Origin of the sequence: Ruegeria arenilitoris (genome assembly GCF_013030985.1) — a bacterium.
Taxonomy (GTDB): domain Bacteria; phylum Pseudomonadota; class Alphaproteobacteria; order Rhodobacterales; family Rhodobacteraceae; genus Ruegeria; species Ruegeria arenilitoris_B.
Genome location: NZ_WPYP01000019.1, coordinates 1 through 12,379, shown reverse-complemented (window position 1 = coordinate 12,379; position 12,379 = coordinate 1). Strand labels below are relative to the sequence as shown.

The following is a 12,379-nucleotide window of genomic DNA, read 5'->3' as shown; positions in this document are numbered from 1 at the left end:
AGCCCGTCGCAGTCGCCGGCATCAGCGCCGACGACATGACACCTCAGGCAGGGGTCGCTTAAGCAGACGTCAAACCCGGGCCTAATCGGGCCCGGGTTCCATTGAGCTTTCCGGCCAGGATGGCGCAATAATTACACAAAGGAAACATGATGCAGGCGTTAGATGCATCCCGGACGCCCCTGTCGTGGGCGCAAGATTTCGTTCGCAAGAACGGCCACGGATTTCTGATTTCCGTGGTTGTGGCTGTTGCGGCGCAGTTTCTGTCGGAACACTACGGTGCGCCGGCGATGCTGATGGCGCTTTTGCTTGGCATTGCGTTTCATTTTCTGGCCGAGGAAGACACCGGAAGCTGCAAGGCCGGGATCGATTTCACGGCGCGTACTGTCCTGCGTTTTGGCGTCGCGCTTTTGGGTGCACGTATCTCTGTCGAACTGATGGTTGGCCTGGGGCCGCAATTGATTGCAGTTGTCATCACGGGCGTCATTCTGACGATCCTGTTTGGGTTGCTCGGCGCGCGCTTGCTTGGACGTGGTTGGCGGTTCGGTGTTCTGACCGGCGGTTCGGTTGCGATTTGCGGTGCCTCCGCCGCGATGGCGCTGTCCGCCATTCTGCCCAAAAACGAGCATTCCGAGCGTAATCTGATCTTCACCGTCCTGTCGGTGACTGTCTTGTCCACGGTTGCGATGATCGCCTATCCGATCCTGACCGAGACCTTTGATTTCGACGATCAGATTTCGGGGGTATTTCTGGGCGGCACCATTCACGACGTCGCCCAGGTCGTCGGCGCGGGTTTTTCGGTTTCGGACGAGGCCGGTGAAGTCGCGACGATGGTGAAGTTGATCCGCGTTGCCATGCTGGCCCCGGTCGTTCTGGTAATTTCGACGCTCGTCCGCCGTTACGCGGAATTCAGCGAAGAAGAGGGCAAGCGACCACCGATTTTGCCGATGTTTGTCGTGGGTTTCCTGATCTTCGCGACCCTGAACTCACTGGGGTTCATCCCTGAGTTAATCTCTTCGGCTATGGCCAGTCTCAGCCGCTGGGCGCTGCTGGTGTCGATCGCAGCGGTCGGGATGAAAACTTCGCTCAAGCGCATTCTGGATGTCGGCGGACAAGCCATCGCACTGATTGTTGCCGAGACCGTCTTTATCGCCGTGCTGGTTCTGGCGGGCGTCTACCTTGTGCATTTTTGAAAGGACCTGCCATGAAGCCGTTGGAAGAACTGCTCAGGAATGCTGCGCAATCGCAAAAGAAGATTGCCCTGTCGGAAGGGTCTGACCCTCGCGCGGTCGTAGCCGCGCTTGAAGCCAGGGAAAAGGGCGTTGCCCAAATTGTGCTGGTGGGGGACGAGGGGCTTATTTTGCGCCAGCTTGCATCACTGAACGCCCAACCGGGTGACGGAATCGAAATTGAAGATCCCGCCTCGTCAGCACATTTCGATGAACTGACGGCGTTGTATTTAGAACTGCGCAAGCACAAGGGCGTCACGCGGGAACAGGCCATGCTTGAAACGCGCAAACCGCATGTTTTCGCCGCGCTGATGGTGAAGAAAGGGCTTGCGGACGGAACCCTTGGCGGTGCGGTGGCTACCACGGCTGAGATCGTGCGGACTGCCATTCAGGTCATTGGCCCAAAGCGTGGTCAAAAGCTTGTTTCCAGCTTTTTTCTGATGCTGTTCTGCGAAAGCCATCACATCAAAAAAGGCGCGCATGTCTTTGCGGATAGCGGTCTGGTCGTCGATCCGTCGGCGGAAGAAATGGCTCAGATCGCGCTGGCGTCGGCCAACAGCTTCCGGGCGCTGACGCAGGACACTCCTCGAGTTGCGATGTTGTCCTTCTCGACCCGTGGCAGCGCCAGCAATGCAGCCGTGTCGAAGGTCGTTGAGGCCACACAATTGGCCAGAGACGCGGCACCTGATCTTCTCATTGACGGCGAATTGCAGTTCGACGCAGCCTTCGTGCCCGAGGTTGCGGCGAAAAAGGCCAAGGACTCACCCCTGGGCGGTGACGCAAACATCTTTGTCTTTCCCAACCTCGAAGCCGGCAACATCGCCTACAAGATCGCCCAGCGGGTCGGAGGAGCGGTAGCCGTCGGCCCGATCATGCAGGGGCTGGACAAGCCCGCCAATGATCTGTCCCGCGGGTGCTCAGCCGAGGATATTCTGCACATGATCGCCGTAACCGCAGCCCAGGCCGAGGCAAACGAAACAAAGACACAACCGAATCTGGAGGTTTCGCGATGAACGTACATGTCATCAACCTGTTTGACGAACCCGCAACGCGCAGCGAGCGACGCCTTCGTGATCTGCCTGACCGCGTGGTAGAGGGTGATCCCTACCACAAGATCGGGATGCATTTTTCCAGCCCCGATGGTGCACTCTCGGCGGGCACTTGGACATCAACTCCTGGGAAATGGCACGCGTTCACGGACAAGGATGAATATTGCTATATCGTTGAGGGGCATTGCGCGTTGATTCACAATGACGGAACACGGCAGGATTTTCGCACCGGGGACAGCTTCATGATTCCAAACGGTTTTCAGGGCTACTGGGAAGTTATTGAGACAACAACTAAGCACTTTGTCATTCGGGATTTGTCCGAGTAGGGCAATATGTTTTGGCGCAGACTTTAGGGTCTGAATTGACGATCATGCAGATTCCGGCGTTTGTTCTCAGCGTTTAGTTCTCTAACAGGTTTCAGCATGATCTCTTTGAACGGCCGCCATATCCCAAGGGATGCGGTTTTGTACGCTGTTTGCTATTATCTGCGGTACACTGTGTCCTATCGTAATTTGGAAGAGATCATGGCCGAACGCGGTGTTCGCGTTGACCAAGCGCTTCTCAACAGATGGGTTGTGAAATACTCGCCGATGCTCGCAACGAGAACTCATTCGAAGAAACGCCCAACCAAAGTACAGACCATCAGGTCAAAATTTTTGGACAACATGTTCGAGCTGGTGAGCCTCCCCATTTGAATGTGTCCACCGTTGAGATTGGGAAACGGAGGACCAGGGATGGCAAACAAGATCAAGCCTTGCGCAGATGAAGCCGGAAGAAATTGTCTCGAAGTTGCGACAGGTTGAAGTTCTGATGGGCCAAGGCATGCCGCGTCTGGATGCGATCGGACAGGTCGGCATTGTGGACCAAACCCATTACCGCTGGCGCAGGCAATATGGCGGAATGGGTGTAGACCATTTGAAGGAACCAAAACGGCTTCAGAAGGAAAATGAGCGGCTGAGGCGTGCGGTATCAGAGCTGACGCTCGACAAACTTATCCTGACGGAAGCCTCGAAGGGAAACCTTCCACCCACTCAGAGAAGCGCAGATCATCATCGAAGAATGGAGGAAACACTACACCACCAAACGACCACACAGTGCACCGGGCTATCGTCCTCCGGCACCGGAAACCATCATCCCAATGGAACACAGGCCGATCATGAACTAACAATCACGGTGGACCCGTCAGATAGGGCCGCTCAGCACCAGCCCTCGAAAACGGCACCTCAAATAGGGCGTCAGTAGCAAGCGTCATAGTGTAACACCAGGCTTTCGATTAATGGCTGTCCGCACCAGTCCCGCTTGCGTTCCGCACCAATCCACCTATGAACGTGCTGTATATTGTCCCCGGGGGAAAGCTAACGATGCGCATGCGCGATACGTTCATCAAACCGATGCATCCCGAAGGTATTCGGTTTGTCGCGATCTTTGCCGCCATAACGGTTGGTCTCTTTCTACTGTCCGACATTTTGGGCTGGATTGGGGTCGGTCTCACGATCTGGTGCTACTATTTCTTTCGCGACCCTGAACGTGTGCCCCCCACAGGAGAAGGGTTGATCGTCAGCCCTGCGGACGGGGTGGTTTCGTTGATCGAAGCGGCGGTACCGCCGAACGAGCTTGGGATGCCCGACGCGCCTCTCACCCGTGTCAGTGTGTTCATGAGTGTCTTCAATTGCCATGTGAACCGCACACCAATTGAAGGTGAGATTACCGCTGTTGCATACCGCCCCGGCAAGTTCTTCAACGCATCCCTGGACAAGGCCAGTGCCGATAACGAGCGCAACAGCCTGCGTATTCGCATGGCAAACGGTCAGGACCTGGCTGTTGTCCAGATTGCCGGCCTTGTGGCCAGACGGATCGTCTGTTTTGTAAAACCCGGTGCCGCGCTGCAAACCGGAGAGAGATTTGGATTGATCCGCTTCGGGTCGCGACTGGATGTCTATCTTCCTGATGGCGTGAACCCAAAGGTGCGTGTCGGGCAAACAATGATTGCGGGTGAAACCATCATTGCCAGCTTGCCCTCGCCTGAAGAAAAGTAGGTAGCTGGATCAGTGGAAAAACCTCCCAAACAGGAAGAGACCGGGTTTGCGCTGATCCATTTGTTGCCCAATGCGCTGACCATAACGGCCATATGCGCGGGTCTGTCGGCAATCAGATTTGGTGTTCAGGGCAACTACGTGCTTGCGGTGCAACTTATAATTGCCGCCTGTGTTCTGGATGGGTTGGATGGGCGCATTGCCCGCCTACTGAACAGTGACAGCAAGCTGGGGGCCGAGCTAGACTCACTTGCTGACTTCCTGAACTTCGGAGTGGCTCCGCCGCTTGTTCTCTATTTCTGGGCCTTGCAGGATATACGCAGTACTGCGTGGCTCGCGGTTCTGTTATTTGCGGTGTGCTGCGTCATGCGCCTTGCCCGGTTCAACGCGGGTAGCAAATCCGAGACCTGTGATCAGGACAACGCCTATTTCGAGGGGGTCCCGGCCCCTGCAGGTGCCTTGCTGGTCATGTTGCCAATGTATCTGTCCTTCGCTTTCGCGGATGTTCCATTGCTGCCCAGTATATTGATCTGCCTCTACATGGTGATCATCGGTCTTTTGCTTATCAGCCGCATACCGACCTGGTCGTTCAAGACCACAAAGATCTCGCGTGAGAACGTAAAGTACTTCCTTATTGGCGTCGCCGTTGCGGGCGCCGCTCTTCTGACCTTTGCCTGGGTCACGCTGATCGCACTCTGTGTCACATATGTGGGGATAGTCTTGTGGGCATGGCTCGACAGAAAAATTCCTTCTAACCGGTAAGGACTCGATATGGACATCAAAGCCGTTCAAACCTCCTACGCTCGCTGGGCGCCCGTCTATGACAAGACATTCGGGGCCGTTACCAATGCCGGGCGACAGCACGCAGTTGAGTATATTAACAGGCGCGGCGGAAAGATTCTTGAGGTTGGCGTAGGCACCGGGCTGTCACTGGAGCATTACGGGGCCGAGACGCAAGTGACCGGGATCGATTTCAGCGAGGAGATGCTGCAAAAGGCCCGCGACAAGGTCAAAGCATTGTCGCTCAGCCATGTCACCGAGTTGAGGCAAATGGATGCCCGCGCGCTTGATTTTCCAGACAACCATTTTGATACGGTTGCGGCGATGCACGTTCTGTCGGTCGTTCCGGAACCGGAAAGGGTGATGACAGAAATAGCGAGGGTCTGCAAACCGGGTGGCAAAGTGGTGATTACGAACCATTTCCTACGAGAGCGGGGGCTGCTTGCCTCTCTGGAACGTACTTTTGCCCCGCTGGCAAACACAATCGGCTGGCATTCCGATTTCGAAATCGAAACGTTGTTGCAAGAGGAATCGCTCACAGTCGAAGAACAAAGACCCCTGCCGCCGCTGGGAATTATGACTTTTTTGGTATTGGGGAAGTCAAAAATCTCATAGAAGAGGATCTAAGGATCATACGCAACTCGCGCACAGCGTGACCGCACAGCACATCCCGGACCTGGATTGTTTTTTAAGGCATCTGCACCTTCAGAACCATGCCTGCTAAGAGGCCAGTGAAATGTCATTGGCGATAGGCTGCCTTCCTAGGAAATCGAGGATTGCCTCAACTTGACTGTTTACCGTTCGAGTATTCGAAATGGCGGCGCCCTCGGTTGCCGCGCTTTCCGGCGCAATTTGAAAGGCGGGCACTGGTAGATCGCAATAAGATGCGTGTATTCACTTCTACGTTTCGAAAAGAACGCAACAGTGCAACTGCTCACTACCATGCCCCGCTGCAAAGTGAAGCGCACATGATACCCGTCTTGCAGCAACCCAAATCCAACATTCATCGTGAAATCAAGCGGCAGATTTTTTCACGAATGCCGGCTAAAAGGTGATCGTGGCTAACCGGAACGCACGGAAACACAAGTTGGTCCGTTTTCCCAAGCTACTCGAGCGCTATGTCGAGGACCTATAGTATGGCGAATGCGGCATCCTGCACTGAGTGAGGCTTTTTGTGGGACCACAGCGCTCCAGATCTACTTGATACGTACCGCATCGCATTGCCGTGTGCGATAAGTTGCAAGCTCAGTCGGCCCCCCTTTTTCACCCTATACATCCGCTTCTTCACTCGGTAAGGACTGCGCTTCGATTTTGATCCGTATGTTGGACGCTCTGAGGGTGACAGCATCACCCAAGAGAGCCAAACCATGAAACAAACACTCGAAGCTGCGCTAAAGCGCAAAGGATATGACACACTGACCCCTGTCCAAGAGGCCGTGACCGCGCCGGATTTGCAGGGGCGGGACCTGTTGGTTTCTGCGCAGACCGGATCGGGGAAAACCATCGGGTTTGGCCTGGCCATCGCGCCAACCACTTTGGGAGACGCGCAGGTTTTCCATACCGCAGATGCGCCTTTAGCACTAGTCATCGCGCCGACGCGAGAGCTTGCAATGCAAGTCAAACGAGAGCTGGGATGGCTTTACGCCGATGCAAGGGCTTTCATTGCCTCGTGCGTTGGTGGCATGGACATGCGGGATGAACGCCGGGCGCTGTCCCGAGGGGCACATATCGTTGTCGCGACGCCGGGGCGGTTGCGCGATCATATCATGCGCGGCTCGATCGATCTGACGGCTGTGCGCGCCGTGGTTCTGGACGAGGCCGATGAAATGCTCGACCTCGGGTTCCGCGAGGATCTGGAGTTCATTCTCGAGCAAACGCCGACGGACCGCCAAACGCTGCTGTTCTCAGCCACGGTCCCCCGCGCCATTGTCAGCCTTGCCACCCAGTACCAACGGGATGCCGAGCGTGTCAGCACTGTCAGTGAACGGACGCAGCACGCGGATATCGAATACCGCGCGATGAGCGTGGCCCCTCGTGATGGTGAAAACGCGATCATCAACGTGTTGCGGTTTTATGAGGCGCCAAACGCCATCGTGTTTTGCAACACGCGCGCCATGGTCAGCCGGCTGACGGCCCGACTGTCGAACCGCGGATTCTCTGTCGTGGCACTGTCCGGTGAGCTGACGCAAAGCGAGCGGTCCAACGCCCTGCAAGCCATGCGAGACGGGCGTGCCCGCGTCTGTGTGGCAACCGACGTCGCTGCCCGCGGCATTGACCTGCCAAACCTGGATCTGGTGGTCCATGCCGAGCTTCCAAATAGTCATGAAACCCTTCTGCACCGCTCGGGCCGAACCGGGCGCGCAGGGCGCAAAGGGGTCAGTGCCCTGATCGTTCCCCCGGCGTCGTTCAAAAAGGCGCAGCGTCTGCTGAAATTCGCCAAACTGACGGCCGAATGGGGTGCTGCCCCTTCCGCCGACGAGATCAACGCGCAGGACTTGCAGCGGATGTTCGGGTCAGACGATTGGCTGACGGAAATAACTGAGACCGAACGCCCATCCGTAGATGAACTGGTGGCAAGGTTCTCGCCAGAACAACTGGCAACGGCCTATGTCCGCCAATACCAGCAGCAGCATTCCGCTCCAGAAGAGTTGAGCGACGTCAAGGACGCCAGTCCAAAGCCGAACGTGCCCTTTGGCCCGAGCGTCTGGTTCTCTCTGTCGGAAGGGCGCAATGACAATGCGTCTCCGCGTTATCTTCTCCCCATGATTTGTAAGGCGGGGAATATCACCAAATCCGATGTCGGCGCGATCCGTATCGCGGACGATGTGACCTATATCGAAATTCGCGAAAGCAGCGTTTCTGGCTTTTTGAACGCGATCGGGCCCGAGATGAAGATCGAGGGCACAAAAGACATCGTGCAGCTGGATACGGCACCCGATTTTTCAAGCTCTGCCAAGGCAGGCCCCAAAAGGGGCGCAAAAGGCAAAAGAGGTCCGGAGAAAACCTGGCAAAAGCCGTCTCGCCTTACCGAACCGAAGCCTGCGAAGGCGCGAAAGAAGACGGAACCCAAGCCTTCTGACAAGGTGAAAGCTGAATCCAAGCCCAAACGCGACAGCCTCAGCGGCCCTGGCAAAAAACCGAGCAGCCGCCCGAAAGGCCCGCCGCCACCCAAAGGTAAGCCAAGCAGCAAGAAAAATCGTGCTCGTGCGGCCGCCGCTAAGGGTGGCAATGCTGTGCCAAGGCGCCCGAAATAAGCGAGGCGCTCGCGTATCTTGACAGGTTTTACCTGCGTAGCATCGCGGCTTTTCCGATGCGGTCTCTAGGCCAAGAACGCAAAGCTGCGCCTGGGCGCCTCAGCCCTACCCTCACAAAAAGACTGCGCGGGTTGGCCCGCGCAGTCTGAAAGCCAGAATTGTTGCCTTAGTGTTATTGCGCTGCGGCGCGTGCGGCTTCCAGCCAGCTGTCATATGCGGCCTGATTAGCTGCGATCCACTCGTCGACGTGACGGTCGATATCTTCCGAGCTGTCTTCGCCATCCGCGATCTTTTTGTTTTGTGCCGAGATATCGTTGATGTCGATCTTGGCAAGTTCGAACAGTTTCTCAGCGGCCAGGTTTGCGGCCAGAAACTCATCGGTGGCCACGACACGGATGCTGTCAACCGCAAAGCCGAGGTCTTTGCCTTCGAATGTGGTCTCGGCGGTTGCGCCATCTGGCAGCGACGAATACGGCACGGCCAGGAATTCCACATTTTCACCCGGAACCAGAACGCCCGACACCCAGTAAGGGGTCCAGGTGTAGTACAGGACGTTCTCGCCACCTTCGCTGCGCGCGATGGTGTCCGCGATGATCGCGTTATATTCACCCTGGTTGTGGTTGACGGTGTCACGCAGTCCGAACTCATCCAGTTGGTGCTCGATCACACGCTCGCAGCCCCATCCGGGAACGCAGCCAGCCAGATCAGCTTTGCCATCACCATCGGCATCGAACAAAGCAGCCTTTTCCGGGTCTTGCAGATCAGCCAGGTTCTGAACACCTGCATCATAAGCGGCTTTGTTGACCAGATAGCCCTGCAGAGCGCCGTCAATCAGGGTTCCAACCTTCTCAAGAACGTCGTCACCACCCGATTCCTGAAAGAATGTGTCATGCAGGCCGTTCCAGTGTACAGCGGTGAAATCCGCGTCGCCCGTGCCCAGAGCCAGGTGCAGGGTCTGTGCCTGCACTTCTTCGGGCTCGGCAACGTCGTAACCCAGATCATTCAGCGCCTTGAACAGGATACGGTGCTGGAAAATCTCTTCCGCAATCGGCTGAATAACCGGGCGAACGGTGACGCCCTCGCCGGGCTTGTCACCGGCAGCAATTGCCGCAGTGGCAAGGATGGTTGTGGCAGCAAACGCGGCCAGAGTTGATTTGACGAACATTGTGAAAGGTCCTCCCAATAGATCAGTTCGTTTTCTGTGGTTCGGGTGTTTGATCGGGCTGAGGCTTTTTGATCAGACGCAGCACAAGGCCGACCGGGCCGCCTTCGTACCAATGGCGGTGTCCGCGCTCGCGCCCGGATTGGCCCATACCCTGAGTGATGCGGTCCAGCACGATAGCAAGGATCACGATACCAAGGCCGCCAACCAGCGCCTTACCGGCGTCCAGTCGCCCCATGGCCCGCAGCACCTCGTTGCCGAGCCCTTTGACTGAAATCATCGAGGCAATCACGACCATCGACAGCGACAGCATGATCGTCTGGTTCACACCGGCCAGAATGGTGGGAGTGGCAAGGGGCAGCTCGACCTTGAACAGGACCTGACGCGGATTGGCGCCAAAAGCCCGGGCGGCCTCGACCACCGACGGGTTGACGCCCCGAATGCCCAGCGACGTCAGGCGGATCAACGGCGGCAGCGCAAAGATGATCGTAACGACCACACCCGACACGTTGCCGATACCGATCAACATGACCACCGGCACAAGATAGACGAAGGCCGGAATGGTCTGCATGGTATCCAGGATCGGGCGGATTGCGGCCTCGAACCGGTCGTTCTTACCGGCCAGAATGCCAAGTGGCAGGCCAATGAAGAACGACAGGATCACCGCAGAAACCACAATGGCAAGCGTGGTCATCGCCAGCCCCCAGGCATTTGGTGAAAGGAACCCAAGTGCGGTCATGAGGATGCCGACCAGAATGGCAGTGCGCCGTCCCGCGGCCTGCCAGGCAATCAGGATAATGATGATCAGCATGATCAGAGGCGGCACTGCGTTCAAAGCCGTATCGATGCCGACGATCATTTCGTTGAAGAAGTTCTTGATGGGTTGGATGATCGCCCTGTTGGCGATAGCCCAACCTTTGACGCCATCCGCACTTTCGGCGATTCCCAGATCAACCGACGAGAAGGGATCGAGGATGCTGAATTCAGAGTCTGCCATGGTACCCTCTCTCAGTGTTTCATTGTTGCGGGGTCTTCGACATCACCCTGGATGCCGCGCAGCAGTGCGTTCTTGGTAACGATGCCAATCGGCTTTCCATCCGCCTTCACCACAACGGGGTGCTGTGTCGCGATGGAAAGATTGACCAGATCATCCAGCGAGTGATCCGGATGCGCTTCGGGCCATTGGTCGTGATCGACCGGGCCCTGGCGCTGCTCAAACGCGGCCACCGGCTCCATGATCTTGCCAGCCGAGATCAGTTCCAGCTTGGAAATGCCAGCGACAAAATCGGCCACATAGTCGTCGACCGGGTTGGTCACGATGTCTTCGGGCGTACCGACCTGGACCAGGGCACCGTCTTTCATGATGGCGATGCGGTCGCCAATGCGGATCGCCTCATCCAGGTCGTGCGTGATGAAAAGCGTAGTTTTTTTCATCTCGGCCGACAGCGACATGAACTTGTCCTGCAACTGACGCCGGATCAGCGGGTCAAGGGCAGAGAAGGGTTCGTCCATCAACAGGATCGACGGGTCGGCAGCAATGGCACGGGCGAGGCCCACGCGTTGTTGCATACCGCCTGACAGTTCATCGGGATACTTTTGGTCCCAGCCGTTCAGATCGACCGCATCGATGGCGCGCATGGCGTTTTCATGACGCTCTTTTGCATCGTGCCCCCGAACCTCTTGACTGAAGGACACATTATCCAACACCGTACGATGCGGCATCAGCGCCATGTTCTGGAAAACCATGCCGATTTTCTCGGCCCGAACCTCACGCAGGTCGCGCGCATTCAGCTTATTGACGTCCTGACCTTCGATGAACAGCTGACCCGAAGTCGGCTCGATCAGGCGGTTCACATGACGAATCAGGGTCGATTTACCCGAGCCTGACAGCCCCATTATGCAGAAAATCTCACCCCGCCCGACTGTGAAAGTGGCGTCCTGAACGCCGACAACACAGTCAAAGCGATCCCGCACCTCAAGCTTACCAAGCCCCTGTTCCTGAACGGCTTTCATGGCCTCTGCGGAACGTTTGCCAAAAATCTTCCATAGATTCCGGCAATCGATGACGGCGTCACCATGTGAATTTCTCACCACTTCCTCCCAACCTAAAACTCGCACTGCATACTGCATATTTTTTTCTTGTACACAATTTGAATTTTCTTCTATTGTGTCGAACCAGTGGAAGCACAGCGGCGATTCCGTTACTGCACAGGCGCGTGTATTCTTTTGGGAGGTCGAACATGAAAGACGCGTCGCGACGCAGAAAGCAGCAGCTTTATGACCATTTGAAAGTGTCTGTTTTGACGCTTGCGCTTCAGCCTGGAACGGACCTAGACGAGGCGACGCTATCGGAAGAGTTTGCGCTTTCGCGGACGCCATTGCGCGAAGTTTTTCGGCAATTGGCGGGCGAAGGATATCTTGAGCTGCGCGAGAACCGTGGCGCGCGGGTGTCCGGGATGTCCTATACGACGCTGCGCGATTTCTTTCTTGCGGCTCCGATGATCTATGGCGCAATTCTGCAACTGGCGGCAAAAAATGCCCGGCCTGCGCAGATCGAGCAACTCAAGCAGGCGCAGGAGGATTTCAAATCGGCGCTGCGCGACGGGTCCGGTGCCGACCGGGCCATGGCCAACAACCGCTTTCACGAGATTACCGGCGATATGGCCGATAACATCTATCTACTGCCGTCTTTCAAACGGCTGCTGATCGATCATGCCCGGATCGGCATGACCTTCTACCGACCGCAGGACCCGGTCATGACTGAGAACCTGTCCGAGGCCAGCGCCCAGCATGATGCCATCATCGCGGCCATCGAGGCGGGGGCTGAGTCAATTGCGGGGGAGTTGGCGATTGATCATTGGAATCTGTCGCGCGA

General features: G+C 56.6%; 11 protein-coding genes and 1 pseudogene. 9 read left to right on the top strand and 3 right to left on the bottom strand.

The features are described 5' to 3' along the window. The first annotated feature begins 146 nt into the window (after positions 1-146). The 8 genes and pseudogenes from GOX88_RS22990 to GOX88_RS22950 all read left to right on the top strand — a co-directional run bounded on the left by GOX88_RS22990 (position 147) and on the right by GOX88_RS22950 (position 8,342). A complete protein-coding gene (locus GOX88_RS22990) occupies positions 147-1,190 on the top strand; it encodes a YeiH family protein (protein WP_170407702.1) in 1,044 nt (347 codons plus the stop codon). 11 nt (positions 1,191-1,201) lie between these two features. Further along, on the top strand, positions 1,202-2,239 hold the full coding sequence (pta, locus tag GOX88_RS22985) for a phosphate acetyltransferase (RefSeq protein WP_170407699.1): 1,038 nt from the start codon (positions 1,202-1,204) through the stop codon (positions 2,237-2,239). Further along, positions 2,236-2,601, top strand: a complete 366-nt coding sequence (locus GOX88_RS22980) for a cupin domain-containing protein (protein ID WP_170407696.1) — start codon at positions 2,236-2,238, stop codon at positions 2,599-2,601. The genes pta and GOX88_RS22980 overlap by 4 nt, the downstream gene beginning before the upstream one ends. Positions 2,602-3,037: 436 nt before the next feature. Continuing rightward, positions 3,038-3,334, top strand: a pseudogene (locus GOX88_RS22975) (transposase); the annotation flags it as partial. A 302-nt stretch (positions 3,335-3,636) separates the two neighbouring features. Further along, on the top strand, positions 3,637-4,311 hold the full coding sequence (locus tag GOX88_RS22965) for a phosphatidylserine decarboxylase (protein WP_170407704.1): 675 nt from the start codon (positions 3,637-3,639) through the stop codon (positions 4,309-4,311). Positions 4,312-4,323: 12 nt separating this feature from the next. Next, on the top strand, positions 4,324-5,070 hold the full coding sequence (gene pssA, locus GOX88_RS22960; protein WP_170407693.1) for a CDP-diacylglycerol--serine O-phosphatidyltransferase: 747 nt from the start codon (positions 4,324-4,326) through the stop codon (positions 5,068-5,070). Positions 5,071-5,079: 9 nt separating this feature from the next. After that, positions 5,080-5,703: a class I SAM-dependent methyltransferase gene (locus tag GOX88_RS22955; protein WP_170407691.1), complete on the top strand. Its 624-nt coding sequence runs from the start codon at positions 5,080-5,082 to the stop codon at positions 5,701-5,703. 752 nt (positions 5,704-6,455) lie between these two features. Next, positions 6,456-8,342 carry a DEAD/DEAH box helicase gene (locus GOX88_RS22950; protein ID WP_170407688.1) on the top strand — a complete coding sequence of 629 codons (1,887 nt, stop codon included), beginning with the start codon at positions 6,456-6,458 and terminating at the stop codon, positions 8,340-8,342. Between the two features lie 172 nt (positions 8,343-8,514). Here GOX88_RS22950 and proX read toward each other — a convergent pair whose 3' ends face one another. Genes proX through GOX88_RS22935 form a run of 3 tightly spaced genes read right to left on the bottom strand, consistent with a single transcriptional unit; the run spans position 8,515 to position 11,517 of the window. Next, positions 8,515-9,507, bottom strand: coding sequence for a glycine betaine/L-proline ABC transporter substrate-binding protein ProX (proX, locus tag GOX88_RS22945; RefSeq protein WP_170407684.1), 993 nt, complete (start codon positions 9,505-9,507; stop codon positions 8,515-8,517). Between the two features lie 22 nt (positions 9,508-9,529). Beyond that, a complete protein-coding gene (locus GOX88_RS22940) occupies positions 9,530-10,501 on the bottom strand; it encodes an ABC transporter permease (RefSeq protein ID WP_170407680.1) in 972 nt (323 codons plus the stop codon). An 11-nt stretch (positions 10,502-10,512) separates the two neighbouring features. Then, a complete protein-coding gene (locus tag GOX88_RS22935; RefSeq protein WP_254443414.1) occupies positions 10,513-11,517 on the bottom strand; it encodes a quaternary amine ABC transporter ATP-binding protein in 1,005 nt (334 codons plus the stop codon). Positions 11,518-11,744: 227 nt separating this feature from the next. Between GOX88_RS22935 and GOX88_RS22930 the strand changes: the two genes are divergently transcribed. Continuing rightward, the coding region (locus tag GOX88_RS22930) for a GntR family transcriptional regulator (protein ID WP_170407673.1) at positions 11,745-12,379 on the top strand (635 nt) is incomplete at its 3' end.

Bases quoted from the DNA above. Each gene is read 5' to 3' on its own strand.
- GOX88_RS22980 (WP_170407696.1), top strand. From the start codon at position 2,236: ATGAACGTACATGTCATCAACCTGTTTGACGAACCCGCAACGCGCAGC.
- pta (WP_170407699.1), top strand. From the start codon at position 1,202: ATGAAGCCGTTGGAAGAACTGCTCAGGAATGCTGCGCAATCGCAAAAG.
- GOX88_RS22935 (WP_254443414.1), bottom strand. From the start codon at position 11,517: ATGAAAGCCGTTCAGGAACAGGGGCTTGGTAAGCTTGAGGTGCGGGAT.
- proX (WP_170407684.1), bottom strand. From the start codon at position 9,507: ATGTTCGTCAAATCAACTCTGGCCGCGTTTGCTGCCACAACCATCCTT.
- GOX88_RS22955 (WP_170407691.1), top strand. From the start codon at position 5,080: ATGGACATCAAAGCCGTTCAAACCTCCTACGCTCGCTGGGCGCCCGTC.
- GOX88_RS22990 (WP_170407702.1), top strand. From the start codon at position 147: ATGATGCAGGCGTTAGATGCATCCCGGACGCCCCTGTCGTGGGCGCAA.
- GOX88_RS22965 (WP_170407704.1), top strand. From the start codon at position 3,637: ATGCGCATGCGCGATACGTTCATCAAACCGATGCATCCCGAAGGTATT.
- GOX88_RS22950 (WP_170407688.1), top strand. From the start codon at position 6,456: ATGAAACAAACACTCGAAGCTGCGCTAAAGCGCAAAGGATATGACACA.
- GOX88_RS22940 (WP_170407680.1), bottom strand. From the start codon at position 10,501: ATGGCAGACTCTGAATTCAGCATCCTCGATCCCTTCTCGTCGGTTGAT.